The sequence below is a fragment of the Quadrisphaera sp. KR29 genome (assembly GCF_052644995.1).
This window is the reverse complement of the sequence record NZ_JBQXXG010000012.1, coordinates 33,946-58,961: the sequence shown is the minus strand read 5'-3', so window position 1 is coordinate 58,961 and position 25,016 is coordinate 33,946. Positions and strand designations below refer to the sequence as shown.

The 25,016-nt window shown below is 77.4% G+C and carries 24 protein-coding genes and 1 riboswitch; of the genes, 13 read left to right on the top strand and 11 right to left on the bottom strand.

What is annotated here, in order from left to right; all coding sequences use genetic code 11:
• Window positions 1–35: 35 nt before the first annotated feature.
• The 3 genes from ACUN9U_RS12215 to ACUN9U_RS12205 all read left to right on the top strand — a co-directional run bounded on the left by ACUN9U_RS12215 (window position 36) and on the right by ACUN9U_RS12205 (window position 2,364).
• Complete coding sequence (locus ACUN9U_RS12215; protein ID WP_445485267.1) at window positions 36–899, top strand: aldose 1-epimerase; 864 nt, start codon at window positions 36–38, stop codon at window positions 897–899.
• Window positions 900–1,016: 117 nt separating this feature from the next.
• On the top strand, window positions 1,017–2,102 hold the full coding sequence (gene moaA, locus ACUN9U_RS12210; protein WP_445485334.1) for a GTP 3',8-cyclase MoaA: 1,086 nt from the start codon (window positions 1,017–1,019) through the stop codon (window positions 2,100–2,102).
• 7 nt (window positions 2,103–2,109) lie between these two features.
• Window positions 2,110–2,364: a MoaD/ThiS family protein gene (locus ACUN9U_RS12205; RefSeq protein ID WP_445485333.1), complete on the top strand. Its 255-nt coding sequence runs from the start codon at window positions 2,110–2,112 to the stop codon at window positions 2,362–2,364.
• A gap of 189 nt (window positions 2,365–2,553) precedes the next feature.
• Here the strand turns inward: ACUN9U_RS12205 and ACUN9U_RS12200 are convergent, their stop codons facing one another.
• From ACUN9U_RS12200 to ACUN9U_RS12175, 6 genes are all read right to left on the bottom strand, one after another.
• A complete protein-coding gene (locus tag ACUN9U_RS12200; RefSeq protein WP_445485266.1) occupies window positions 2,554–3,282 on the bottom strand; it encodes a hypothetical protein in 729 nt (242 codons plus the stop codon).
• Between the two features lie 320 nt (window positions 3,283–3,602).
• The gene (locus tag ACUN9U_RS12195) at window positions 3,603–4,277 is read right to left on the bottom strand and encodes a response regulator transcription factor (protein ID WP_445485265.1); all 675 of its coding nucleotides are present in this window, start codon (window positions 4,275–4,277) and stop codon (window positions 3,603–3,605) included.
• Window positions 4,274–5,695: a sensor histidine kinase gene (locus ACUN9U_RS12190; RefSeq protein ID WP_445485264.1), complete on the bottom strand. Its 1,422-nt coding sequence runs from the start codon at window positions 5,693–5,695 to the stop codon at window positions 4,274–4,276. The genes ACUN9U_RS12195 and ACUN9U_RS12190 overlap by 4 nt, the downstream gene beginning before the upstream one ends.
• Window positions 5,696–5,796: 101 nt before the next feature.
• The gene (locus tag ACUN9U_RS12185) at window positions 5,797–6,261 is read right to left on the bottom strand and encodes a molybdenum cofactor biosynthesis protein MoaE (protein ID WP_445485263.1); all 465 of its coding nucleotides are present in this window, start codon (window positions 6,259–6,261) and stop codon (window positions 5,797–5,799) included.
• Entirely contained in the window at window positions 6,258–7,130 is an 873-nt protein-coding gene (locus tag ACUN9U_RS12180) for a DUF4031 domain-containing protein (RefSeq protein ID WP_445485262.1), read from the bottom strand. Before ACUN9U_RS12180 ends, ACUN9U_RS12185 begins: the two co-directional genes overlap by 4 nt.
• A 35-nt stretch (window positions 7,131–7,165) precedes the next feature.
• Window positions 7,166–10,234 (bottom strand): glycoside hydrolase family 2 TIM barrel-domain containing protein, encoded by a 3,069-nt coding sequence (locus ACUN9U_RS12175; RefSeq protein WP_445485261.1) that lies wholly within the window; start codon window positions 10,232–10,234, stop codon window positions 7,166–7,168.
• Window positions 10,235–10,412: 178 nt separating this feature from the next.
• On the opposite strand from ACUN9U_RS12175, the gene ACUN9U_RS12170 reads away from it, so the two are divergent.
• From ACUN9U_RS12170 to ACUN9U_RS12155, 4 genes are read left to right on the top strand one after another with little or no spacing between them, the layout of a single operon-like run.
• Window positions 10,413–11,696, top strand: coding sequence for an ABC transporter substrate-binding protein (locus ACUN9U_RS12170; RefSeq protein ID WP_445485260.1), 1,284 nt, complete (start codon window positions 10,413–10,415; stop codon window positions 11,694–11,696).
• Entirely contained in the window at window positions 11,693–12,733 is a 1,041-nt protein-coding gene (locus ACUN9U_RS12165) for a carbohydrate ABC transporter permease (RefSeq protein WP_445485259.1), read from the top strand. Before ACUN9U_RS12170 ends, ACUN9U_RS12165 begins: the two co-directional genes overlap by 4 nt.
• Window positions 12,730–13,575 (top strand): carbohydrate ABC transporter permease, encoded by an 846-nt coding sequence (locus ACUN9U_RS12160; protein ID WP_445485258.1) that lies wholly within the window; start codon window positions 12,730–12,732, stop codon window positions 13,573–13,575. The genes ACUN9U_RS12165 and ACUN9U_RS12160 overlap by 4 nt, the downstream gene beginning before the upstream one ends.
• Window positions 13,576–14,610, top strand: a complete 1,035-nt coding sequence (locus ACUN9U_RS12155; protein ID WP_445485257.1) for a LacI family DNA-binding transcriptional regulator — start codon at window positions 13,576–13,578, stop codon at window positions 14,608–14,610.
• A gap of 72 nt (window positions 14,611–14,682) precedes the next feature.
• On the opposite strand, the gene groL is transcribed toward ACUN9U_RS12155, so the two are convergent.
• From groL to ACUN9U_RS12135, 4 genes are all read right to left on the bottom strand, one after another.
• The gene (gene groL, locus ACUN9U_RS12150; protein ID WP_445485256.1) at window positions 14,683–16,311 is read right to left on the bottom strand and encodes a chaperonin GroEL; all 1,629 of its coding nucleotides are present in this window, start codon (window positions 16,309–16,311) and stop codon (window positions 14,683–14,685) included.
• Window positions 16,312–16,604: 293 nt separating this feature from the next.
• Window positions 16,605–16,811, bottom strand: coding sequence for a cold-shock protein (locus ACUN9U_RS12145; protein ID WP_186720027.1), 207 nt, complete (start codon window positions 16,809–16,811; stop codon window positions 16,605–16,607).
• A 364-nt stretch (window positions 16,812–17,175) separates the two neighbouring features.
• Window positions 17,176–17,757 carry a LytR C-terminal domain-containing protein gene (locus ACUN9U_RS12140; protein WP_445485255.1) on the bottom strand — a complete coding sequence of 194 codons (582 nt, stop codon included), beginning with the start codon at window positions 17,755–17,757 and terminating at the stop codon, window positions 17,176–17,178.
• Between the two features lie 45 nt (window positions 17,758–17,802).
• Window positions 17,803–18,057, bottom strand: coding sequence for a DUF3263 domain-containing protein (locus tag ACUN9U_RS12135; RefSeq protein ID WP_445485254.1), 255 nt, complete (start codon window positions 18,055–18,057; stop codon window positions 17,803–17,805).
• A gap of 45 nt (window positions 18,058–18,102) precedes the next feature.
• On the opposite strand from ACUN9U_RS12135, the gene ACUN9U_RS12130 reads away from it, so the two are divergent.
• The 4 genes from ACUN9U_RS12130 (at window position 18,103) to ACUN9U_RS12115 (ending at window position 22,995) form a co-directional block, all read left to right on the top strand.
• Window positions 18,103–18,804, top strand: a complete 702-nt coding sequence (locus ACUN9U_RS12130) for a uracil-DNA glycosylase (RefSeq protein ID WP_445485253.1) — start codon at window positions 18,103–18,105, stop codon at window positions 18,802–18,804.
• A gap of 80 nt (window positions 18,805–18,884) precedes the next feature.
• Window positions 18,885–19,703 carry an SGNH/GDSL hydrolase family protein gene (locus ACUN9U_RS12125; RefSeq protein ID WP_445485252.1) on the top strand — a complete coding sequence of 273 codons (819 nt, stop codon included), beginning with the start codon at window positions 18,885–18,887 and terminating at the stop codon, window positions 19,701–19,703.
• Window positions 19,704–19,796: 93 nt separating this feature from the next.
• On the top strand, window positions 19,797–21,917 hold the full coding sequence (locus ACUN9U_RS12120; protein WP_445485251.1) for a hypothetical protein: 2,121 nt from the start codon (window positions 19,797–19,799) through the stop codon (window positions 21,915–21,917).
• Window positions 21,918–21,993: 76 nt separating this feature from the next.
• Complete coding sequence (locus ACUN9U_RS12115; RefSeq protein ID WP_445485250.1) at window positions 21,994–22,995, top strand: DivIVA domain-containing protein; 1,002 nt, start codon at window positions 21,994–21,996, stop codon at window positions 22,993–22,995.
• A 10-nt stretch (window positions 22,996–23,005) separates the two neighbouring features.
• Here ACUN9U_RS12115 and ACUN9U_RS12110 read toward each other — a convergent pair whose 3' ends face one another.
• The gene (locus ACUN9U_RS12110) at window positions 23,006–23,503 is read right to left on the bottom strand and encodes a flavin reductase family protein (RefSeq protein WP_445485249.1); all 498 of its coding nucleotides are present in this window, start codon (window positions 23,501–23,503) and stop codon (window positions 23,006–23,008) included.
• A 9-nt stretch (window positions 23,504–23,512) separates the two neighbouring features.
• Window positions 23,513–23,604, bottom strand: a riboswitch (SAM riboswitch).
• 83 nt (window positions 23,605–23,687) lie between these two features.
• On the opposite strand from ACUN9U_RS12110, the gene ACUN9U_RS12105 reads away from it, so the two are divergent.
• Window positions 23,688–23,969: a hypothetical protein gene (locus ACUN9U_RS12105; RefSeq protein WP_445485248.1), complete on the top strand. Its 282-nt coding sequence runs from the start codon at window positions 23,688–23,690 to the stop codon at window positions 23,967–23,969.
• 1 nt (window position 23,970) lies between these two features.
• Window positions 23,971–24,993: a YeiH family protein gene (locus tag ACUN9U_RS12100; RefSeq protein WP_445485247.1), complete on the top strand. Its 1,023-nt coding sequence runs from the start codon at window positions 23,971–23,973 to the stop codon at window positions 24,991–24,993.
• Window positions 24,994–25,016: the final 23 nt, after the last annotated feature.

Below are 25,016 nucleotides of genomic sequence, written 5' to 3'. Positions count from 1 at the left end.
ACATCCTGGGGGCGCCGTGCGCCAGGCTGGGGCCCGTGGAGCTGACTGCTGGCGCGACGCGCCTGGTCGTGGACGAGTCCTTCGGGGCCCGGGTCGCCTCGCTGCTGGTGCCGGGGGCGGTGCGCACCCGGGAGGGCCGGGAGCCGGAGGAGCTGCAGCTGGTGGGCCGCTACAGCGAGACCCCGCACGGCTGGGGGGCGTTCCCGATGGTCCCGTGGGCCGGGCGGGTGCGCGACGCACGGCTCACCTGGCGCGGACGCACCGTGGAGCTTCCGCCGAACAAGGCGCCGCACGCGATCCACGGCACGGTGGCCCACCGCCCGTGGGAGGTCGTGGAGGCCGAGGAGCACCGCGCGGTGCTGCGCTGCGACCTCGGGGAGCACTGGCCGTGGCCGGGGCACGCCGAGATCCGCTACGACCTCACCCCGACCTCCCTGGACCTGCGCCTGGAGTGCTGGAACGACGGCGGCGCCGACGACGGGCCGATGCCCGCGTGGATCGGGATGCACCCGTGGCACCCGCGGTGGGTCGGCGGCGCGGAGGCCGTGCTGGACGTCCCCCTGGCGGACCCCGCCACAGCGGTGATGGTCAAGGACGACGAGGGCATCAGCGACGGCCGCCGCGGCCCGCTGCCGCACGGCGCACCGAACCACCACCGGATCGACGAGGCCGTGACCGGGGTCGCGTGGCCGGCCACCATCACCTGGCCCGGGGTGGTCCGCCTGGAGGTCACCTCCGACGCCGAGTACGGCGTGGTGTTCACCGAGCGCGAGGAGGCCGTCTGCGTCGAGCCGCAGACCGGTCCCCCCGACGCCGCAGCCCTCGGGCTCGCGCACGCGGTGCAGCCCGGCGAGGCGCACGCCATGCGCATGACCTGGCGCTGGACGACCGCGCTGTGAGCGGGGAGCGGCGGCCCGCAGGAGGCACGGCCCCGGCAGACCTACTGTGAGGGGGTGAGCGTCGCCCTCGGCATCCCTCGGCTGCGCAGCGCGCCCGCCGGTGGCGGGAGCACCGCACTGGAGCCGCTGCTCGCCCCCCTGCCCGCTGACCGCCCCCCGGTCACCGCGTCGCCGGGCCTGCTCGACCGGCACGGGCGTACCGCGACCGACCTGCGCGTCAGCCTGACCGACCGGTGCAACCTGCGCTGCACGTACTGCATGCCGCCCGAGGGCCTCGACTGGGCTCCCGCGTCCACGCTGCTCGACGACGACGAGGTCGTGCGCCTCATCACCGTCGCCGTGGAGCGCCTCGGCGTCACCGAGGTGCGCTTCACCGGCGGCGAGCCGCTGCTGCGCCGCGGCCTGGAGCGGATCGTCGCGGCGACCTCTGCGCTCACGACCGCCGACGGGCGCTCGCCGGAGACGTCGCTGACGACCAACGCGCTCGGCCTGGAGCGCCGCGCTGCGGGGCTCGCCGCGGCGGGGCTGACCCGCGTGAACGCCTCCCTCGACACCGTGCGGCCCGAGCGCTTCGCGGCGATCACCCACCGCGACCGGCTCGGCGACGTGCTGGCCGGCCTGCGGGCCGCCGCCGACGCCGGCCTCGGACCGGTGAAGGTCAACGCGGTGCTGCTGCGCGGCACCAACGACGACGAGGCGCCCGACCTGCTGTCGTGGGCGCTGGCGGAGGGCTACCAGCTGCGCTTCATCGAGCAGATGCCGCTCGACCCGCACGGCGCCTGGGACCGCTCCCTCATGGTCGACGCCGCCGAGGTGCTCGCCTCCCTGGCCACCCGGTACCACCTGGAGCCCGAGCCGGCCTCGGTCCGCGGGTCCTCACCGGCCGAGCTGTGGCACGTCCGCCGCGGCGAGGGCGGGGAGCCGCTCGGCACCGTGGGCGTCATCGCCTCGGTGACCCGCCCGTTCTGCGCGGACTGCGACCGCACCCGGCTGACCGCCGACGGGCAGGTGCGCGAGTGCCTGTTCGGCTCACGCGAGCACGACCTGCGCGCCCTGCTGCGCGTCGGCGCCACCGACGAGCAGCTGGCTGACGCCTGGCGCGGCGCCATGTGGGGCAAGGTCGCCGGGCACGGCAGCGACGACCCCTCGGCCGTCGGCGTCGGGCAGCGGCCGACGCGCCCGATGAGCGCGATCGGCGGCTGAGGTGCAGCTGCAGGTGCGCTACTTCGCGGGCGCGGCGGCCGCGGCCGGCACCGACGAGGAGCCGGTGGAGCTGCCCGACGGCGCGACCGCCGAGCAGCTCGTGGGGGCCCTGGCGCAGCGCCACCCGCGGCTGGGCGCGGTGCTGGAGGTGGCGACCCTGCTCGTCGAGGAGGTGGCCGTCCGCGACCGCACCACCGTCCTGCCTGCCCCGGTGGGTGGGCCGCTGCAGGTCGACGTCCTGCCGCCCTTCGCCGGCGGCTGAGCCGCTCTCAGGGCCACGACGTGGCCGACTCGCCGGTCGGCCGCCGCACCGGCGCGCGGGCCACCCCCGTCACCGCCGCGGCAGCAGGGGGCGAGGCCCCGGGCGCCACGGCGAGGGCTCCTCTGGCGGAAGGCAGGCGCCCAGCGCGCAGGAGACGAAGGGTGCGGGCCACCGCCGGACGCGGTTGCCTCATGCGGCGCCGTAGGGCCTCCGCGGGCGCTCACCAGGTCCGTCCGGACGCGGCAGGGCGGGGCCGAGCGGGGCGCAGAGCGGGCCGCTGCGCTGCACCCGGGTCTGCGCGAGGGCGCGGAAGCGGGCCACAGCGTCATCGACCAGCACGGGCGCCCCGGTGAGCGCCACGCTGACCGTGGTGTCCGTGGCGGCGAGCACCGTGCCCGCGAACGCCTCCACGGTGCGCTCGAAGGCCTGCAGGTCCAGGTCGTCGTGGGTCTGCAGGGTCACCACCGCGAGCTCGCGGCTGACGGTCCGCCCGCTCCGCGCCCAGGTCGGCGCTTCCGGCAGGGCGACCAGCGCCGCGCTCCGCCCCCCGCGCCGCCGCCCCTGCTCTGCCACCACCCGGCAACCCGCGTGGAGGAGCAGCCCGGCGCCGGTCAAGAGCACCGCCCCCAGGCACTCCGACAGCCCGCCGCCCAACGCCCCGCTCGCGGTCATGGGCTGGTCGTCGGCGTCCTCGGCGTCGTCGCCGTTCTCGCGAAGGGTCAGCTGCAGCCCCCCAGAGGCGTCGCGCCCACCGGCCACCTCGTGGGTGCCCTCATCGGCCGTGTGGAAGGCAGCTGGGTCGACCGGTCCCGCCTCGGCCACCCAGCGGGCCGGCGTGCCAGGGTCCACGCTCTCCGTGAGCACCACCAGCGGTGCCCTTCCCGCGGTGAGCGGCACGACGGCAGTGGCTCCCAGCACCGCGCCCCCCAGGGCCAGCAGCACTCCCAGCGATGCGAGGGGCCTCGCCACGGCCCAGCGCGACGCGCCGCGCACCTCGCCCCGCGCGGGGTGCGCGGGGGCCGCCGAGCGGCTCCGCCCGGTGCGCGCTGGTGCGGGCACGTCAGCTGGCGGCCGACGCGACACCGTCAGGCAGCCGCAGGCGCAGACCGACCCCGGCGGTGCCCGGTCGCACCGGCCGAGGCCGCCTGGAAGCTCCTGCTGCTCACCCCTCCAGGGTCGGCGCCCGGGACCGGTGGGTCATCGTCGAAAACGATGAACCGGGGCCGCCCGGTGAGGGCTCAGGCCGCTTCGCGCGCCCACCCGGCGCGCCGGGCCGCCGCTGCGGCGGCCAGCTGGGAGCGCACGCCCAGCTTGGTGAGCACCGCGCGGATCTGGCTGCGGACCGTGGCCTCGGAGACGCAGGCGCTGTGGGCGATGTCCGCGGCAGCCACCCCGTCGACGAGGGCGTCCAGCACGGCCTGCTCGCGCGGGGTGAGGGCGCGGAACGGCGCGAGGCGCTGGACCTCCTCGCGCTCGGCGCGGTCGGCGGCCAGCAGCAGCGCTGCGCGCTCGCGGGCCCGCAGGACGTCCTCACCGGCCGCCACCGCCTCCACCGCGGCCACCACCTCGGACAGGGGCCGCGTCTTGGAGACCACGGCCCAGGCGCCCGAGCGCAGGCAGCGGCCCCAGCGGGCGGGGTCCTCCTCGGCGGTGAGCACCAGCACGGGCGCCGCGGGTGCCAGCTCGGCGACCAGCCGGTCGCCGCCCTCCGGGTCGGCTTCGCCCAGGTGGAGGTCGACGACGACGACGGACGGCGGGCGGGCGGCGAGCTGCGCCACCAGCGCGGCGCGCAGCTGCGCCGTCGAGGGCGGCGGGTGGACCTCCGGGGCCTGACCCGCTGCGGCCAGCGAGGCCGCGAGGGCCTGGGCGAGCAGCTGGTGGTCGTCGACCAGCACGACGCGCGGACCGGTCACCGTGCGGTCACCTCCTCGAGGTCGGGGGTCGGGGCGGGCGCGGGAACGGCGGCGCAGGAGGGGACGGGGCGGCGGGCGGAGGGCAGGCGCAGCTCGAAGCGGGCGCCGCGGTCGGCCTCGGCCAGCCGCAGCGAGCCGCCGTCGGCCTCGACCAGGGCGCGGGCCGAGGCCAGGCCCAGCCCCTGCCCGGGTGCGGACGGCGACAGGCGCGTGCCGGCGGTGAAGACGGCCTCGCGGTGCGCGGCGCTGACGCCGGGTCCGTCGTCGTGGACGACCAGCAGCGCCGGGCCGCCGTCGTGCGCTGCGGCCGCGCTCACGGCGACCGCGGCGCCCGGGGCGTGGCGCAGGGCGTTGTCGAGCAGGTTGGCGACGGCACGCCGCAGCGCGTCGGGGTGCCCCACGGCCAGGACAGCAGGGCCCGGCGGAGGCCCCGACACGTCGAGGCCCCGGGCTCGCCACGTGGTGACCAGCGGCGCCACCACGTCACGCAGGTCGACGACCTCCGGCCACCCTCCCGCAGGGCCCAGGTCCGCGGTGCCGCCGGCTGGCTCGCCGAGCAGCCGCTCGAGGCGGCTGAGCTCCTCGCTGACCGCGGTGGCCAGGGCGCTGTGCTCGGTGGGGCTCATCGCCGACGGCTGCTCCCCCGTCAGGACGGCGCTGGCTGCCCGCACGGCCGACAGCGCGCTGCGGGCGTCGTGCCGGCGCACCCTGTCCTCCTCGGCGTCGGTCGCCCACCGGCCCAGCCCGTGCGCGGCTCGCACGGCGCGCAGGGCGCGGACCCGCTGACCCTGCAGCGAGGCGCGCCAGCGCTCGACGGCGAGCGACAGCGCCGCGCCGCCGGCAGCGCCCAGGGGCGCGGGCCAGAGCAGCGGCCAGGGGAGGTGCGCGAGCGCGCCGGGCGGGTGGGCCTGGGGCAGCCATCCGGCCCCCGCCAGCAGGGCCGCGCCTCCGCCCGCCGCCAGGACCAGGCCGCTGCTGCTCAGCGCGGCCGCGCCGGGGCGCAGCCGGGTGTCGACGTCCGGGGCGGTCAGGGCCCGGTGGGCGTGCGGTGCCGCCGCCAGGACGCCAGCCGCCAGGGTGAGGGCGACGACGGGCGCGGCGGCTCCGGGCGCTGCCTGGGCGGCCGCCCAGGCGACGAGCGGCCCGCTGCCGCCGGCGACGGCCAGGGTCAGCGCTGCGTGCGCCTGCCGGACCCGTCCGCCGACTCGCCAGGCGCACAGGAGCAGCACCGTCGCGAGCACCAGCGGTGCGGCTCCGACCACCGCGGCCAGCGCCGCCGGCGCGTCGGCCCTCGTGGCCGCCTCCAGGACGACCGCGGCGCAGGAGCCGGCGCCAGCACCGACGAGCGCAGCCCGCGCAGAGCCCCTGGGCGGCCGTGGGACGGACCGGCGGTCGGGTCCGCGGTACTCCTGGTCCACGTCCCATCCCCCTCACGTCACACCCGTCACACCCGTCACACAGGACGGTAGGGCGGGAGGGGTCTCCCGTCCGGGAGGCGCGCCGGACGGGGAGCGGGGGGTCAGGGGCAGGCGACCCACTCGTCGGTGCCGTCGGCGAGGAACTGGTGCTTCCACACCGGCAGGCGCTCCTTCACCTCGTCGACGACCGCCGCCGCCGCGGTGAACGCCTCGCCGCGGTGCGCCGCCGAGACGGCCACGGCCAGCGCGACCTCGCCCACGGCCAGCGGCCCGGTCCGGTGCGAGACGGCCACGGCGTCCACCGGGTGGGCCGCCACCACGCCCGCGACGACCTCGGCGAGGATCCGGCCGGCCGTGGGGTGCGCGACGTACTCCAGGCGGTCGACGGCCGCACCGTGGTCGTGGTCGCGCACCACGCCCGCGAAGGTCACCACCGCGCCCGCGGCGCGGCTGCCCACCAGGGCGGCGTGGGCGCCGGTGTCGAGCGGGTCAGCGGTCACGGCGGCCAGCACCACCCGGCGGGCGGGCTCGTCGAGGCGGCCGGGCGCGTCGCTGGGTGCTGTCACGTGGCCAGCGTAGGTCGGGAGTCGACGTCCTCCCCGTCGTCGAGGTCGGCGCACTCCACCAGGTGCGCGCCCGCCGCGCGCAGGTACGGGCCGGCGCCGCGGTCGCCGCGGGCTGAGGCCGCCGCCGCCGACCAGTGCGCGCGGCCCAGCAGCACGGGGTGGCCCGGCCGCCCGCCGTAGGCGGCACGGGCCAGCGCGGACGTCGACGGGTCGCGCCCGGCCACCCGGCGCACCACTTCCGGGCGCAGCCCCGGGGTGTCGACCAGCGCGACCAGCGCCGCCGCCGGCGCGGGCTCCTGGGCCGCGAGCGCGGCCAGCCCCGCCTGCAGCGACGCGCTCATCCCCGCCCGCCAGCCCTGCGCGACGACGACGTCGGCGCCGCCGGGCACCAGCGCGCGCGCCTGCTCGGCCTGGGCGCCGAGCACCACGAGCACCCGGCCGCAGCCGCCGTCGCGCAGCGCGCGCACGCGGGCGGCCAGCCAGGGCGTGCCGTCGTCGTCGCGCGCCAGGGCCTTCGGGCCGCCGAAGCGGGTGCCCGCGCCGGCGGCGAGCAGCAGGCCGGCGAGGCCCGCGGGCCCGGGCTGTCCGGCCGGCGCCGTCCCGGCGCGCTTCTCGCGCTGGGTGACGCGCAGCCCGGAGGCGATGAGGCGCCGCGCGAGCTCGCGCCCGCCGACCGGCTGGGCGCCGGCGGCGACGAGCGCGGGCAGCATCGCGTCGGGGACGTCGTAGTGGTCGGCGTCGAAGCTCCGCGCGGGCACGCCCGCAGCGCGGGCGAAGGCGTGCAGCTCGGCCAGGGAGGTGTCGCTGACCAGGTGCGCCCACAGGCGGCCGTGCGCCGGCCAGCGCGCGTCGTCGACGAGCACAGCCACCGCGCGACCCTACGTCCCGGCGGCGGCCCGTCGGCTCAGGCGGGCAGCTCGCGCAGGACCACCGAGAACGAGCGCTCCGCCGGGTGGAGCACGTGCTGCGGCAGCACGGCGGGTCCGCACGAGGCGGTGCCGGTGCCGTGCAGCGCGGCGTCGAGGGTGAGCACGAGGTCGGGCCCGGGCACGAGCTCGGCGTCGTGGCGGGCGGCGGCCAGCTGCTCGGTGGTCCACCGCCGGGCGGTGAAGCCCGTCGTCGGCTCCCCCTCCACGCGCAGCCCGGGGGTCCGCGGACCGGGGCCGCCGGTGAGCTCCAGCCAGCGGACGTCGGCGCGGTGCCCGTTCTCCTGCGGCATGACGTAGGGGGTCTGCAGCTGGGCGACGGTGGCGGTGAAGCGCCCGACCTGCGCGGCCAGCCCGGTGTCGGGGTAGGCCTCGCCCGGCCCGCGGCCGAACCAGGTGACCCGGTCCAGCGCCCGCGGCAGGTGCAGGCGCACCCCGAGGCGCGGCCACGGCAGGGCCTGCTCCCCCTGCGGCTGCACGTGCACGTCCAGGCGCAACGCGGCGCCCCCGGTGACGCCGGGCGCGAGGGCGGTCCACCGGAACGTGGCCAGGACGCCGTGGTCGTGCACGGGCGGCGCCACGCGGGTGGTCACCACGAGCGAGCCGCCCTCGACGTGCACGCCGCGCACCTGGTGCGTCAGCTGGTGCAGCCCGGCCCTGCGCCAGGCGTCGGCGATCCTGCCGTTCTCGCCCTCGTCGTTGTCGGTGGGCGCGCGCCACAGGTCCAGGCGGAGCCCGTGCACCGGCAGGGCGCCCAGGCGGTGCAGCGCGCCGGTGCGCGCGTCGAGCACCGCCCCACCGAGGACGACGTCGGCCCCGCGCCGCACGGGCTCCGCGGCCGCGGCCGTCGTGGAGGCCGTGGACGACGGCGGGAGGGGGTCCAGCGCCACCTGCCCGCGGCCCAGCACGTGCCCGGCGGCGGCCCACGGCTCGTCCTTGCGGGACACCGCGGTCACCGTGACCCACCGCTCCGCGGCCCCGCCGCGGGCGGGCAGCAGCGCCTCCGCCGGCAGCGCCGCGTCGGCGCTGGCCCAGGGCGCGAGGTCCGGGGTGACCAGCTCACCGCTGGCGACCTCCTCGCCGTCGTCCTCCCTCACCCAGCGCAGGGAGACGCCGGACAGGTCCCGCACGTCGTAGCGGTTGGTGACCGTCACCGCCGGCGCGCCGGCCGGGGCGCCGGCGGCCGGCACGACCTTCACCGGCGCGTAGGCGACGGCCACGTCGAGCAGGCCCGGCGACGGGGTGCGGTCGGGGAAGAGGAGGCCGTCGGCCACGAAGTTGCCGTCGTGCACGGCCTCGCCGAAGTCGCCGCCGTAGGCCCAGCGCTCGTGGCCCTCAGCGACCTGGCGCAGGCCGTGGTCGATCCACTCCCACACGAAGCCGCCCATGCAGCGGTCGGAGGACTCGAAGAGGTCCTGGTACTCGGCCACCCCGCCCGGGCCCAGGCCCATCGCGTGCACGTACTCGCACTGCACGAACGGCATCCGGCGGCGGCGCGCGTCCGCGGCGGCGTCGCGCGGGCCGGCCGTGAGCCCGCCGCCGGCCAGCGCGTCGTCGCTGCCCAGGTCCGCCTCCGCGCCGCGGGCGATGAGGGCGACCTCGTCCTGGTGGGCGTACATGCGGCTGTAGACGTCGACGTCGGGGACGCCCCAGTCGTGCTCGTAGTGCAGGGGCAGGCCGGTGCCGACCTCGCGAGCGGCGCGGGCCATGGCCGTGAGGTTGCGCCCCGCGCCGCTCTCGTTGCCGAGCGACCACAGGACGACGCTGGCGTGGTTCTTGTCGCGGTGCACGGTGCGGACCATCCGGTCGACCATGGGCGCCTCCCACGCCGGGTCGTCGGACGGGTTGCGCCGCCACCCGCTGACGAGGAAGCCGTGCGTCTCGAGGTCGCACTCGTCGACCACGTAGAGGCCGTGCTCGTCGCACAGGTCCAGGAAGCGCGGGTGCGGCGGGTAGTGGCTGGTGCGGACGGCGTTGACGCCGTGCTGCTTCATGAGGAGCACGTCGGCGAGGTCCTCGGCTCCGGTGGTGGAGCGGCCGCGGTCGGCGGAGACCTCGTGCCGGTTGACGCCGCGCAGGAGGGTGCGCGCGCCGTTGACGGTGAAGACGTCCCAGTCGCCCGTGGACGACGGGACGACCGCGACGGTCCTGAAGCCGAGGCGCAGGCGCACGCGCTCGGTGGCGGTGGCCACCTCGGCGTCGTACAGCCGCGGTGACTCCGCGCTCCAGGGGTCGACGGGGACGACGGCCTCCTGCCCGGGCGCCAGGTCGAGCCCGAGCTCGGGCACGAGCACGCGCGCGTCGCCCGTGGTGGTCACGTCCACGCGCAGCGAGCCGGTGCCGGTGGTGCGGTCGTACCCGGCGTGCACGTGCACGTCCTCCACGCCGCCGGCCGGGCGCCCCAGCAGGTGCACGTCGCGGAAGATCCCCGACAGCCACCACATGTCCTGGTCCTCCAGGTAGGAGCCCGAGGACCACTGGTGCACGCGCACGGCCAGCACCAGCTCCTCGCCGGCCGGCGGCAGCTGGTCGGTCACGTCGAACTCCGAGGGCAGGCGCGAGCCCACCGAGCGGCCCACCTCGGTGCCGCCGACCCAGACGCGGAAGGCGGAGTCCACGCCTTCGAAGCGCAGCACCGCGCGGCCGCCGGCCGCCACGACGGCGGCGAGGTCGTCGGGGACGGCGACGGTCAGGCGGTGGTCGCCGGTGGGGTTCTCGTCCGGCACGAACGGCGGGTCGAGCGGGAAGGGGTACTGCACGTTGGTGTAGGCCGGCCGCCCGTAGCGCCCGTCGGTGTTCTGCGGCGCCAGCTGCCAGTGGCCCGGCACGGCGAGCGCGTCCCAGGAGGAGTCGTCGAAGCCCGGTCGGCAGAAGGACTCCTCGACGTCGGCGCGCGGGCTCCACCGGAAGCGCCAGTCGCCGGACAGGTCCAGGTCGGGCGCGTCCGAGCGCAGGGCGGCGCGCGCCGGCAGCACCCCCCGGGCGGGGTCGTGCTGCTCGAACCAGTGGGGCCGCGACGCTGCGGGCACCTCGTTGTTAACGCTCACGGGACCACTGTGCCCGACCGAGCACGCACACGGGAAGGCCCGGTCGCAGCCCAGGTCTCGATCTGGTGACACTCCGCGGAACCTCTTGACGATCAACCTGTTATCGCTAACATCCTCGGAACCGAGCGACGCCGCTCGGCTGACGCAACGCCGCGCCTCACACCCCAGGAGCCGAGACATGGTCCCCAGCACCCCTCCCCGCGGGCTCAGCCGCCGCGCCCTCCTCACCCTGCTCGGCTCCGCCGCCGTGAGCGCGCCGCTGCTGTCCGCCTGCGGCGGCAACGACGGCGGCACGGGCGGCTCGGGCAGCGGCGGCGGGGGCCTGTCGCAGTGGTTCCACCAGTACGGCGAGGACGGCGTCGAGGAGGCCGTGAAGGAGTGGGCTGCCGCCTACACCGCCACGCCCATCACCGTGGAGTGGGTCCTGGGCGACTACGCCCCCAAGCTGCAGTCGCGGCTGACCGCGGGCAGCGGCGTGGACCTCTTCGAGAACAACGCCATCGACGTCGCCTCGGCGCGTGCGGGCCAGTACGCCGACCTGACCGACATCATGGAGCCCGTCAAGGGGCAGTTCAGCGAGACCTCGCTCAAGGTCGTCACCATCGACGGCAAGATCTACGGCATCCCGATGATCAGCGACCCGCAGCTGCTCTTCTACCGCCCGAGCATGCTGGCCGAGGCCGGCATCGCCGAGCCGACGACGTTCGAGGAGCTCATCGACGCCGGCATCGAGCTGACCGGCGGCGGCCGCAAGGGCCTGTGGGTCGGCAACGACGGCGGCGCCGGCGTCTGGAAGGGCGCTGTCGCCAAGGCCAGCGGCGGGGGCCTGCTCGTCGACGACGACACCAGGGTCGGCTTCAACACCCCCGAGGTCGCCGCCGCGCTGACCAAGGCCAAGGAGGCCTACGACCAGCAGGCGGTGCTGCTGGGCTCGCCCACCGACTGGTGGGACCCGACCTCCTTCAACGCCGGCCTGGCCGCCATCACCTGGCAGGGCATGTGGGCGGTCCCCGCGATGGTCGAGGCCCTCGGCGACGACCTGGCCGCCATGCCGATCCCCGGGGTCGGCGCCTCGGGCACCCCGATGGTCGGCGTGTCGGGGTGGAACATGCAGGTGGCGGCGAAGGCCTCCGACGTCGAGGCCGCCAAGGCCGCCGCCAAGGCGCAGTGGATCGACGACACCGACTTCCAGACGTCCTTCTCGGTCGACTTCGGGTTCCACATCCCCCCGCAGACCTCCGTGGCCTCGGCCACCACCCAGCTGCAGGACGGCGTGGCCAAGCAGTGCGTCGACGCCGCGACCCAGTACGGCTACGCCGTCGGCCCGTTCTGGACCCCCGCCATGGAGACCGCCTACAACGACGCCGCCGTCAAGATCATCTCCTCGGGCGCCGACGCGGCGAGCACGCTGGCCGCCGCCGCCCAGACCGCCCAGCAGACCCTCGACACGCTGGTCCAGTGAGCACCACCACCCCCCGCCGGGCGCAGGACGCGCCCGGCGGGGGCGCCCCCGGGCGCCGGGCGGCGGCCCGGCAGGACCGCCCGCCGCGCGAGCGCCGCGCCGGCACCGCGCTGCCCGGCACCCGGCGGGCCTTCTGGATCCTCGTCACCCCGTTCTTCGCGGGGCTGGCGGTCTTCTCGGTGCTGCCGATCCTGTGGAGCGCCTACCTGAGCTTCACCCAGGCCCGCGGCAGCCTGACACCGGTCCGCTTCGTCGGCCTCGCCAACTACGAGCGCTTCCTGACCGACCAGGCCTTCCTGCAGAGCCTGGGGACCTTCGCCGTCTTCGCCGCCTTCATCGTCCCGGTGACGATGTTCGCCTCCCTGGGCCTCGCGCTGCTCCTGCACGAGCTGCCCGCCGCGCAGGCGCTGCTGCGCTCGGTGTTCTTCCTGCCCCTGGCCTGCTCCTACGTGGTCGCCTCGCTCATCTGGAAGCTGGGCCTGTTCAGCGGCCTGCCCTCCGGGGTGGCCAACACCGCCCTGTCCCTGGTGGGGCTCGACCCCATCAGCACGTGGCTGGCGCAGTCGCCGCAGTGGTGGATCGTCCTGGTGACGGTCCGGCTGTGGCTGCAGATCGGCTTCTACATGCTCCTCTTCCTCGCCGGCCTGCAGCGCATCCCCAGGACCATGTACGAGGCGGCCGCCATCGACGGCCTGTCCGCCGGCCCGCGGCGCTTCGTCGCGCTGACCTGGCCGCAGCTGCGCCCGACCGTGGCCGCGGTGCTGCTCCTCCTGCTCGTCGCCGCCTTCCAGGCCTTCGACGAGTTCATCAACCTGCTCCCGCTCAACCCCGACACCAGGCCGCCGCTGGTCTACCTCTACCGGGTGGCCCTGGGCGGCGACCGCGACTTCGGCCTCGGCTCGGCGGGCTCCCTCATCCTCACGGCGATCATGGTGGTGGTGGCGCTGGGCCAGAACTACTTCTTCGGCTTCGCGGCCGCGGAGGACCGCACGAGCCGCCGCGCCCGCAGGGCCGCGCGCGCCGGGGCCCCCCGGTGACCGGGGTCCGCGGTCCGGGCGCCGGGCTGCTCCTGGGCGTGCGCTACGCGGTGCTGGCCGTCCTGGCGCTGCTGTTCGTCCTGCCCTTCTACATCATGGTCAAGACGGCGGTGTCGGCCCCGGCGGACATCGCCTCGCCGACCTTCGTGCTGTGGCCCTCCACGCCCGACTGGAGCGCCTTCGGGCGCGTGCTCGAGGACCCGTCCTTCACCACGGCGCTCCTCACGAGCAGCCTCATGGCCGTGACGATGACCGTCGGGCAGATCGTGGTGGCGGCGATGGCGGGCTACGCGCTGGCGCGCATCCCGCACCGGCTCTCCCAGCCGCTGTTCGCGCTCACCGTGCTCATGCTGCTCATCCCCGCGGCCACGACCTTCCTGCCCAACTTCATCATCGTGGCGAAGCTGGGCTGGGTGGACTCCCTGCAGGGCCTCGTGGTGCCTACGCTGTTCAGCGCGTTCAACGTCTTCCTCTTCCGCCAGTTCTTCCTGGCCTTCCCCAAGGAGCTGGAGGAGGCGGGCAAGCTGGACGGCCTCGGACACCTGGGGGTCTTCGTGCGGATCGTCGTTCCCAACTCCCTCGCCTTCGCCTCGGCGCTGACCGTGCTCGGCTTCGTCGGCGCGTGGAACGCCTTCCTGTGGCCGCTCGTCGTGGCCGGCAGCGGCAGCGGCGCGCTCACGGTGCAGGTGTACCTGTCGCAGTTCCTCACCGCGCAGACCTTCGACTACACGGGCCTGTTCGCGGCGGCGCTGCTCTCGCTGGTCCCCGTGCTGCTCGTCTTCGTGGTGCTCCAGCGCTGGCTGGTCCGCGGCGTCGCCGAGACCGGTCTCGGCGGGGCCTGAGTGTCACCGCGGCCGCGGGGGGCGCGGCGCAGCGAGCGCCCCTCCCTGGCCGACGTCGCCGCCGCGGCCGGCGTCTCCGCGCAGACCGTCTCCCGCGTGGTCAACGGCCACGAGGGGGTGGTCCCGGAGACCCGGGCGCGCGTGCTGGAGTCGCTCAAGGCGATCGGCTACCAGCCGAACACCGCGGCCCGGGCCCTGGCCACGGGGCGCTACGGGGCCATCGGGGTGCTGGTGTTCTCCGTCTCGCGCCTGGGTGACGTCCGATCCCTGTCGGGCATCACCCAGGCCGCGGGCCGCGCCGGCCGCGCCATCCAGCTGCTGAGCCTGGAGGAGGCGACCGCGGCCAGGGTGGACAGCGGCATCGCGGCGCTGTCGGCCTCCGAGGTCGACGGGCTGGTGCTGGTCGAGGCGGACCTGCTGGAGCGCTTCGAGGTGGCGGTCCGCCCCGGCCTGCCGCTGGTCACCACCGACGCCGTGCCCGGGCCGTTCCCCAGCGTCGACACCGACCAGGCCGCCGGCGCGCGCGCGGCGGTGTCCCACCTGCTCGAGCTGGGCCACCGCACCGTGCACCACGTGGCGGGGCCACCCACGAGCCGCGCTGCCCAGGTGCGGGCCCGCACGTGGGAGGAGGTGCTGCGCGAGGCGGGGCGCCCGGTGCCACCTCCGGTGGTCGGTGACTGGACCTCCGCGTCCGGCCACCGCGCCGGGCACCTGCTGGCCAGCCTGCCCCCGGGTGAGGTCACGGCCGTGTTCAGCGCCAACGACCAGATGGCCCTGGGGCTGCTGCGGGCGCTGCACGAGCGCGGGCGGCGGGTGCCGCACGACGTCTCCGTGGTCGGCTTCGACGACGTCGCGGAGGCCGGCGACTACTGGCCTCCGCTGACCACCGTGCACCAGGACTTCGAGACGGTCGGGGAGCACTGCGTGCGCATCCTCCTGGAGGAGATCGCGCACCCCGGCCGGCACCGCAGCGGCACCACGGTCGTGCCCGTCCACCTGGAGCTGCGCGCGTCCACCGCTCCCCCACCCGCCTGACCGGCGCCGGCAGGGACGACGGAGGGCGGCACCCCGGCCGGGGTGCCGCCCTCCTGGAGCGTCAGGCGCGGATCAGAAGTCCATCCCGCCCATGCCGCCGTCGCCACCGGCCGGGGCCGCAGCGGCCTTCTCCGGCTTGTCGGCGATGACGGCCTCGGTGGTGAGGAACAGGGCCGCGATCGAGGCCGCGTTCTGCAGCGCCGAACGGGTCACCTTGGCCGGGTCGATGATGCCGGTGCCGACCATGTCGACGTACTCGCCGGTCGCGGCGTTGAGGCCCTGGCCGACGGGGAGGTTGCGCACCTTCTCCGCCACGACGCCGCCCTCGAGGCCGGCGTTGACGGCGATCTGCTTCAGCGGGGCCTCGATGGCGACCTTGACGATGTTCGCGCCGGTCGCCTCGTCAGCCGAGAGCTGCAGGTCGGTGAAGGCCTTGGAGCCGGCCTGGATGAGGGCCACGCCACCGCCGGCGACGATGCCCTCCTCGACGGCCGCCTTCGCGTTGCGCACGGCGTCCTCGATGCGGTGCTTGCGCTCCTTGAGCTCGACCTCGGTGGCCGCGCCCGCCTTGATGACGGCCACGCCGCCGGCGAGCTTGGCGAGGCGCTCCTGGAGCTTCTCGCGGTCGTAGTCGGAGTCGGAGCGCTCGATCTCGGTGCGGATCTGGTTGACCCGGCCGGCGATCTGGTCGGCGTCACCGGCGCCCTCGACGATGGTGGTCTCGTCCTTGGTGATGACCACCTTGCGGGCGCGGCCCAGCAGGTCCAGGCCCGCGGTGTCGAGCTTGAGGCCGACCTCCTCGGAGATGACCTGGCCGCCGGACAGGATCGCGATGTCCTGCAGCATCGCCTTGCGGCGGTCGCCGAATCCGGGCGCCTTGACGGCGGCCGAGCGGAAGATGCCGCGGATCTTGTTGACGACGAGCGTGGCCAGGGCCTCGCCCTCGACGTCCTCAGCGATGATCACCAGCGGCTTGCCCGACTGGGTGACCTTCTCCAGCAGGGGCAGCAGGTCCTTGATCGAGGAGATCTTGGAGTTGGCGATGAGGATGTAGGGGTCCTCCAGGACCGCCTCCATGCGCTCGCCGTCGGTGACGAAGTAGGGCGAGATGTAGCCCTTGTCGAAGCGCATGCCCTCGGTGAGCTCGAGCTCCAGGCCGAAGGTGTTGCTCTCCTCGACCGTGATGACGCCCTCCTTGCCGACCTTGTCCATCGCCTCGGCGATGAGGTCGCCGATGGCGGTGTCGGCGGCGGAGATGGACGCGGTGGCCGCGATCTGCTCGCGGGTCTCCACGTCGACGGCGTTGGCCAGCAGCTGCGAGGAGACGGCCTCGACGGCCTTCTCGATGCCGCGCTTGAGGGCCATCGGGTTGGCGCCGGCGGCGACGTTGCGCAGCCCCTCGCGGACCATCGCCTGGGCCAGGACGGTCGCGGTGGTGGTGCCGTCACCGGCGACGTCGTCGGTCTTCTTGGCGACCTCCTTGACGAGCTCGGCCCCGATCTTCTCGTACGGGTCCTCGAGCTCGATCTCCTTGGCGATCGAGACGCCGTCGTTGGTGATCGTGGGGGCGCCCCACTTCTTCTCCAGCACGACGTTGCGGCCCTTGGGGCCCAGGGTGACCTTGACGGCGTCGGCGAGGGTGTTCATGCCCCGCTCGAGACCGCGCCGGGCCTCCTCGTTGAAGGAAATGGTCTTCGCCATGAGCGGTGCTCCTCCGGAACGGGTGGCGGATCAGGTGGTGCTGCCGACCGGCCGGGCGCCCGCGACGGACGCCGCCGGCGCACCGGGCCTGCACCCGGGGCCTGCGGCTCGCCCAGCACGGCCGGGGAGCGCTGGGCTCCCAGGTCGTGTGCTGGCACTCGGGGTCTCCGAGTGCCAGGCACCAGATTGGCACTCTGGCCCGCCGAGTGCAAACACGCTCACCGTCCCGGGTGCGCTCCGGACACGACGACGGCGCCGCCCTCCGAGGGGGACGACGCCGTCAGGGGCGCGGGTCAGGCGCCGGCGAGGCGGACCGCCTCGGCCTGCGGGCCCTTCTGGCCGGTGCCGACCTCGAACTCGACGGCCTGTCCCTCCTCGAGGGAGCGGTAGCCGTCCATCTGGATGGCCGACCAGTGGACGAAGACGTCAGGGCCACCGTCGACGGTGATGAACCCGTACCCCTTCTCAGCGTTGAACCACTTCACGGTCCCGAGTGCCATGGTGCGTGCTCCTGCAGCGGTGCGGTGGTCGGGACCGGGCAGTGCGCCCGACCCCGGGTCTGGAGTCCGTGGGCCAGCTGGCCCCCGTGCGGCCCCCCTGGCGTGCGTGCTGGAGGAGTCCTGTCGCCCGTGAACTGATCGACCGAGCCGCAGGGTAGCGGCCCGGGACCCTCCCCGGCGAGGTCCCGGAGCAGGTCAGCGCCGCGCCGGCCCCTCCGCGGCCCCCTCGGCCGGTCCGCGCGGCGGGGCTGGGAGCCGCGGGTCGCCGCGCGACCTGCGGCTCGCCGGTCCGGGCGGTCCGCCACGGCCCTCGCCCCCGGTCCGGGGGCGCTGTCCCACCCGTGGTGGACGCGGCGCCGGTCCCTCAGCGCAGGACGACGGTGAGCGAGCCCGGCTGGGCCTGCGGGTCGAGCACCGCCGTGGCACCCACCTGCTCGGCCAGGGCCTCCGCGGCGGCCTGCAGCTGCGCCGTCGGGTGGAGGACGGTGGTGGCGCTGCGGGCCGCGCGCTGGGCGGAGGTGGCGTTGCCGGTGCTGGCGACCTGCCAGCCCGCCTCCTCCAGCTCGGCCGCCTCCTTCGCCGCCAGGCCCGAGGTGCCGGTGCCGTTGAGGACGACGACGGGCGCGCTGCGGTCCACGGGCTGCTCGCTGGGCGCCGGGGCGCTGGGGTCCGCGGCGCCGGGGGCGTCCTGGGCGGCCGGCTGCGCGTCCTGGGCGCCGTCCTGGGCCGCGGGCGCGGGCCCGGCGGCGGAGGAGGCCGAGGCGGGGCTCCCGACGGTGCTCCACGCGACGTAGCCCGCTCCCCCGGCGGCGGCCACGACCAGCGCGACGACCACCGGGGCCAGGACGCCCCCGGGCCGCTTCGGCGCGGCCCGGTGAGCGCCGCGCCGGCCGTCGCGCGGCGGGGTGACGGCGTCGAAGTCGTCACGCGGGTACGGCGAGCTCACCCGTCGACGGTACGGGCTGGGCCGCGCCCGCGAGGCCCGAACCGCTCACCCCGGTGCGCCGTCCTCGACGTCGAGGTCGCGCCCGGCGGTGCGCTCGGCGCGCAGCCGCCGCAGGCGGCCCACGAGCACCGGGTCGGCGGCCAGGGCCTCGGGGTCGTCCAGGAGCGCGTTGAGGCGCTGGTAGTAGCGGGTCGCCGACATGTCCAGCTCGTCGCGCACCGCCTGCTCCTTCTCGCCGCGGCGGCGGAAGGAGCGCCGCTCCAGGGCGAGCACCGCCAGGTCCCGCTGCGACAGCGCCACCGGCCCACCCTGGCAGAGGCCGGGCCGGCAGGGCAGCGTGGGAGCGTGCCGCCTCCCACGCCACCGCCGACCCCGCCGCCGTCCCCGCTGGCCGCCCTCCACCCGAGCTGGGCGCGCGCCCTCGCCCCGGTGGAGGAGGACCTGGCCCGCCTGGACGCCGACCTGACCGCCCGCCGCGCGGGCGGGGAGCAGGTCCTCCCCGCTCCCGAGCACGTGCTGCGCGCCTTCGAGCAGCCGCTCGAGGAGGTCCGGGTGCTGCTGCTGGGCCAGGACCCCTACCCGCGGCCCGGCCACGCGGTGGGCCTCGCCTTCTCCGTGGCCCCGCACGTCCGCCCGCTGCCGCCGACCCTGCGCAACCTGCTCAAGGAGCTCACCGCCGACACCGGCGCACCCGCGCCCTCCACCGGTGACCTCTCGCCGTGGTCGGAGCGCGGCGTGCTGCTGCTCAACAGGGTCCTCACGGTGCGCGCCGGGGAGTCCGGCTCCCATCGCCGCCTCGGCTGGGAGCGGGTCACCGACGCCGCCGTGCGCGCCCTCGCCGCGCGGGGCGGTCCCCTGGTGTCGGTGCTGTGGGGTCGCGACGCGCAGACCGCGGCCCCGCTGCTGGCCGGCACCGCCGTCCTGACCGGGGTGCACCCCAGCCCGCTGTCGGCCTCGCGCGGCTTCCACGGCTCCCGGCCGTTCAGCGCGGTCGACGCGGCCCTGCGGGCGCAGGGGGCCCCGCCCGTGGGGTGGGCGCTGCCCTGAGACCGCCGCGTCCGGGCGGACCCGACGCACCCGGTTGCCCGGGGCGACCACTGCGGGGCCCGGAGGGCTAGCGTGCTCGGGTGGCCGCTGCACCGCTGCGCACCTACAGGCGCTACGTCGCCGTCGGGGACTCCTTCACCGAGGGCATCGACGACCCCGACCCGGCCGGCACCGGGCGCCACCGCGGCTGGGCCGACCGCCTCGCCGAGCTGCTGGACGACGACGCCCGCGCCGCCGGCGGCCGCCTGGAGTACGCCAACCTCGCCGTCCGCGGCCGCCGCCTGCCCGAGGTCGTGGCGCAGCAGCTGCCGCGGGCCCTGGAGCTGGCGCCGGACCTGCTGAGCATCAGCGCCGGCGGCAACGACATCCTGCGGCCCTCCGTCGACGTCGACGCCCTCGCGGCGCAGCTCGACGAGGCCGTGGGCGCCGCGCGGACGGCGGGCGCGCAGGTGCTGCTGGCGGCCGGCTTCGACCCGGCGGGCCTGCCGGTGGTCCGGTGGACCCGCGGCAGGGTGGCCACCTTCAACCTCCACGTGTGGGCCATCGCCCAGCGCTGGGACGCCCTCGTGCTGGACCTGTGGTCGATGCGCGCCCTGTACGACCTGCGCCTGTGGGCGCCCGACCGCATCCACCTGGCCCCCGCGGGCCACGAGCGGGTGGCGCTGCTGGCCGCGGCCACGGTGCGCGGGCTCCACGGCGGGGAGCTGGGAGCCGCCGAGCGGGAGTGGGCCGTGCCGCTGCCGCCGCAGGCCTCCCCGGGCCGGCTGGTGCGGGCCGGCAGGGACGCCGCCTGGGCCCGCACGCACCTGGCGCCGTGGGTCCGCCGGCGCCTGGAGGGGCGCTCCAGCGGCGACGGGGTGAGCGCCAAGCGGCCCGACCCGCTCCCGCTGGTGCGCTGAGCGGCAGCGGCAGCGCCCGTCGGGCGCGACACGGCGCCGCGTCTGGTGCCGAAAGCCGGTCCGCCGGGCCCCCTGCGTGCCACCATCGCCTGCATGAGGACGGACCGGCCGCAGCGGCTCGCGGGCCCCGCCGGGGGGACGACGGCGGTGGTGCCGGAGGTCCCGGAGGGCAGCTACCTGAGCTCCACCTCCCCCGCGGGCATCCCCCACGCCGCCCTCAGCGGGCCGGTGGACACCTCCGCCCTCGACGACGCCCCCTCGCGGCCCCGCTCCGAGCGGCGCCGCTGGGCCCGCCCCACCCAGGACGCCCTCGACGCCCCGGTGCCCTCCCAGCCGCAGCACCCCACCGCCGAGCAGCGCCCCCGCGCCGGCGGCCGCTCGCTCGCCTCCCCCGTGGTGCTCCCGCCGTCGGCCCCCTCGTCCGCCCCCGCGGGGGCCCCGGCCCCTCGCCAGCAGCGCCCCGCCGCCCGCCCCGAGGCACCCGAGCGCGCCATCCACCTGCTGGGCCTGGCGCAGGACCACGCCGAGCGCGTGCGCGCCGCCGCCGAGGCCGACGCGGCCGCGCTGCGCCGCACCACGGCGGCCGACGTGGCCCGCGCCCGCCAGGAGAGCGAGCGCGAGGCCGCGGCCCTGGTGGCGCGCGCCCGCGAGGAGGCGGCCGCGGTGCGCGCCGAGGCCGAGCGCCGCACCCGCGACCTGCCCCAGCGCGCCCAGCGCGAGGCCGAGCAGCTCACCGACGCCGCCCGGCGCGACGCCGACGCCGTCCGCGCGGCCGCCGAGGCCCACGCCGCCCGGGTGCGCCGCGGCGCGGACGCCGAGTCCCGCCGCGCGGTGGAGGACGCCGAGCGCCGCGCCGCGGAGCTGGGCGAGGAGTCCGCCCGCCTGCGCCGCGAGGCCTCCGACCTGTCCGCCGCGGTGACGGCGCTGCGCGCCCAGCACCGCGACGCCGCCGCCGACGTGGCGGCGCTGCGGGAGCGGTCGGCGGCCGCGATGGCCGAGGCCCACGCCGAGGCCCAGCAGATCGTCGAGGACGCCGCCGAGCAGGCCGCCCTCGTGGTCCAGGCCGCCTCGGCCGCCGCCGACGAGCTGGTCGCGCAGGCCAGCGCCGAGGCCGCCGCCGCCGAGGAGGCGGCCCGCACCGCCCACCAGCGCGCCACCGAGGACGGCGACCGCCTCCTGGCGGGCATGCGCGCGGAGGCCGACCAGCTGCTCGCCGCTGCGCGCGAGGCCGCCGCCCGGGAGCGGGCCGAGGCGCTCGCCGAGGCCGACACGGTCCGCGAGACCGGGCACATCGAGGCCCAGCGGGCCACGGCCGAGGCCTACGCCCAGGCCGAGCGGGTCCTGGCCGCCGCGGCCTCCGACGCGTCCGCCGCGCGCCGCGCGGCCGCCGAGGAGCTGTCCCTGGCGCGCGAGGAGGCCTCCCGGGCCCGCGAGCTGGCCGCCGAGGAGGCACGCCGGGTGCGCGCCGAGGCGCGCGCGCAGGCGGAGAAGGAGCTGGCCGCCGCTGCCGAGCAGACCGCCTGGACCACGAGCACCGTCGACGCCCTCCTCACCGCGGCCGAGGAGGAGGCGCGCACCGCCCGCAGCCGCGGCCACGCCGAGGCCGCCGCTGCGGTGCGCCGCGCCCGCGTGCGCCTGCAGGACGTGGTCAGCGCCGCCAGCCAGCGGGTCCGGGCCCGCCTCGGCGGGCTCGAGGAGGAGGCCGAGCAGCTGCGCCGCAGCGCCGCCGAGGAGCTGGAGTCCGCCCGGGCCGAGGCCGTGCGCGTGCTGCGCTCCGCCCGCTCCGAGGCCGACCAGGTGCTCGCTGCGGCGGGTGCGGCCGAGTCCGCCGCCCGGGACCGCTCCCAGCGGCGCGCCGAGGAGGCCGAGCACGGCGCCCGCGCCCTGAGGGCCCGCGTGGCCGAGGAGGTCGCCCGCGCCCAGCGCGAGGGGCAGGACGTGCGCCGCGAGGCCCGCGCCGAGGCCGTCCGCCTGGTGCTGGAGGCCCGCAGCACCGCCGACCGGGAGCGCGCCGACGCGGAGGCGCGGCGCGACCGGCTCGCCGCGGAGGTGGCCGAGCTCACGCGGATGCGCGAGGCGGCGGCTGCCGAGCTCGGCCAGCTGTCGGGCATCATCGAGGCGCTCGCCGCGCGCGGACGCGGTGGCTCCCCGGCGCTGCCGGGGTCGGCCGCGGACCCGTCGGCGAGCGGTCGCCGCGCGTCCCTGCCACGGTAGGGGCCGCCCGTCCCCGGCGGGGCCCGCGCGGCCGCCAGCGGCCGGGGCTGGGTCCACGAGCTCCCCCGGAGGCACCATGGCTGACACCGGCGCGTTCCGCACCGTCCTGCGCGGGTACGACCCCGCGCAGGTCGAGCAGCACGTCCACGACCTGGAGGTCGCCCTCCAGGAGGCCCGCGGGGCCGCGGCCGAGCTGTCCGAGAGGGTGCAGGCCCTCGAGCACCGGCTGACCGAGCGCGCCGCCGAGGACGCCGCCGAGCTGGTGCGCCCCGAGGCCCTCCAGCCCACCTACGCCGACCTGGGCGCCCGCGTGGCGCAGATCCTCGCGCTGTCGGAGGAGGAGGCCGGGGACGTCGTGGCCCGCGCCGAGGCCGAGGCGGGGGCGCTGCGCAGCGAGACGGAGGCGCACGCGCGCCTGGTCCGCCTGGAGGCGGACCGCTACGAGGCCGCGGTGCGCTCCGACGCCGACCTCGAGGCGCAGCGCGTGCTGGCCGACGCCCAGCTGCGCGCCGAGGAGCTGCTCGACGCCGCTGAGCGCGACGCGGCGGCCCGGCGCGAGGAGTCCGAGGCCGCCTGGGAGGACGCCCGCGCCCGCGCGGCGCAGGCCGCCGCCGACTTCGAGCTGGCGCTGGCCACGCGGCGCCACCGCACCGAGGTGGAGTCCTCCGAGCGCGCCCGCGCCCAGGCCGAGGAGCTGGAGCGGGCCGAGCGCCTGGTGGCGCAGGCGCGCGACCGCGCCGACGCCGTGGAGCGGGAGGTGGCGGCCCGCACCGAGGAGCTGCTGGCCTCCGCCCGCGAGGAGGCGGCCGCGCTGGTGGAGCAGGCGCGCGAGCACGCCGACCAGGTGCGGGCGCAGTCCCAGCGCGAGGTGGCGGCGGCCGCCGAGCGCCGCGACAGCATCAACGCCCAGCTGGCCAACGTCCGCCAGATGCTGGCCACCCTGTCCGGCGGCGCCGGCGCCCCCGCGGGATCGGTGCCGGTCACCGGGCTGGAGGACGGCGCCGCGGCGGGCGAGGTGGACCACACCGCCGTGCTCGACCTGCGCGAGGACGAGCCGCAGGCGGCGCCCCGCCGCTGAGCCGCTGGGCTCAGGCCGCCGCGAGGCGGTGGTAGGCCCTGGCGTGGTGGACCAGCGGCGTGCCACCGGCGACCGCGGTGACCTCGGGCCGCACGAGCAGCAGCAGGCTGTCGCCGGCCTCGACCACCGCGTGGACGGGGCCGGCGAGGCGGGCGACCACCCCGCGCAGCTCGGGCAGCCCGGACTCGTCGAAGCCCCACGAGCCGTCCTCGGGGAAGCGGCCGGCGGCCGGCGCGGCGAACCGGCGCGCCAGCTGCTCCTGGTCTGCGGCGAGCAGGTGCACGGCGGCGCGCCGCTCGGCCAGCAGCGCCTCCAGGCTGGAGGAGGTCCGCGAGACGTTGAAGGACAGCAGCGGCGGCGCCACCGACACCGACGCCACGGAGATCGCCGTGAAGCCCACGGGGCGCTCGCCGGCGCGGGTGGTCACGACCCACGCGCTGGAGGCGACGGCGCGGAACGCGCCGGCCAGGTCGACCACGGGTGCAGCGGGAGCGTCGGTGCAGGTCACGGCGGATCTCCTCCATCGGTCCTGGCGGGAGCACCTGCCCTGCGCGGGGCTGGTTGCTGCGGCGTCGACGAGCCAGGTCTCTCGGCCGCTCTGGATGGGCGGGGTCGATGGTCCCCCGGGCCGCCCACCGGTGTCAACGCGGCGCCGGCGCGGGGAGGGCGCGCGGGCGGTCTAGCGTGGCGCCGTGCAGCGCGTGGTCATCGGCGTCGCCGCCCTGGTCCTCACCGGTGCGGTCGGGGGCCTGGCCGGCCTCCTGCTGGCGCCGCGCCGGCGGCGCCCCGCACCCTCCACAGCGGTGCTGCTGGGGGTGGTGCTGGCCTTCGCCGGCGGCTTCGCCGGCTACCTCGCCGGGCCGAAGGGCGCCGGCGGCGCCTTCCTGACCGGGCCGGCCTGGGTGGGCGCCGCGGCGGGAGCGCTGCTGGCCCTGGCCCTGCTGCTCCTGCCGCTGCGGCGCCCGCGCGCCTGACGTGCCGGCCCTCGCCCTGCGCCCGCTGCTGCCGGGCCTGCTGGCGGCGACCGCGGCCACCGCCCTGGCCCTGGCCGTCTCCGCGCTGGTCCCCGGCCTCGGCCCGACCACGGTGGCCGTGGTCCTGGGCCTGCTCGTGGCCAACGCCGGTCTGCAACGCGCTGCCCTGGTCCCCGGAACGGCCTTCGCCAGCCGCCGGCTGCTGCGCACCGCCGTCGTCCTCCTGGGCCTGCAGCTGCCGCTGGGTGCGGTGCTGGCGCTCGGCTGGCAGGGCCTCGCCGTCGTCGTCGCCACCGTCGCGCTGACCTTCGGCGGCACGCTCGCGCTGGGCAGGGCGCTGGGACTGCCCCCGGGGCGGGGCCTGCTGGTCGCGACCGGCTTCGCCGTCTGCGGCGCCTCGGCCATCGCCGCCGTGGAGCCGCTGGCCAGGGCTCGCAAGGAGGACGTCACCACCGCCGTCGCGCTGGTCACCCTGTGCGGCAGCCTGGCGATCCTCGTGCTGCCCCCGCTGGCCGGTCCCCTGGGCCTGGACCCGGTGGCCTTCGGCGCCTGGGTGGGCGCCAGCGTCCACGACGTCGGCCAGGTGGTGGCCACGGCCAGCCGGGTCGACGGCGCGCTGCAGACCGCCGTCGTCGTCAAGCTGGCGCGGGTGGCCCTGCTGGCGCCGCTGGTGGCCGGGGTGGGCCTCGCGGCCCGCCGCGCCGCCCGCCGCGCCCGCACCGGCTCCCGGGCCGGGGAGGGCGGGGAGGGCGTCAGCGCCCGCGTGCCGCTGCTGCCGCTGTTCGTGGTGGGGTTCCTGCTGGCGGTCGCCGTGCGCAGCACCGGCCTGCTGCCCGCGCAGGTGCTGGCGGCGGCGCAGACCGTGCAGACCGTGCTGCTGGTCGCGGCGCTGTACGCCCTGGGCACCGGCATCCGGCTGCGCGCGCTCGCGGCGACCGGGGGGCGCTCGCTGGTGCTCGGCCTGGCCTCCTGGCTGCTCGTGGCCGCGGTGGCCTGGGCGGGGGTGCGCCTGCTGGGGCTGTGAGGCGCCTGACGGCCGGCCGCGGC

Coding starts and splice junctions, on each gene's coding strand:
- ACUN9U_RS12170 (WP_445485260.1), top strand. CDS start 10,413: ATGGTCCCCAGCACCCCTCCCCGCGGGCTCAGCCGCCGCGCCCTCCTC.
- groL (WP_445485256.1), bottom strand. CDS start 16,311: ATGGCGAAGACCATTTCCTTCAACGAGGAGGCCCGGCGCGGTCTCGAG.
- ACUN9U_RS12145 (WP_186720027.1), bottom strand. CDS start 16,811: ATGGCACTCGGGACCGTGAAGTGGTTCAACGCTGAGAAGGGGTACGGG.
- ACUN9U_RS12120 (WP_445485251.1), top strand. CDS start 19,797: ATGAGGACGGACCGGCCGCAGCGGCTCGCGGGCCCCGCCGGGGGGACG.
- ACUN9U_RS12115 (WP_445485250.1), top strand. CDS start 21,994: ATGGCTGACACCGGCGCGTTCCGCACCGTCCTGCGCGGGTACGACCCC.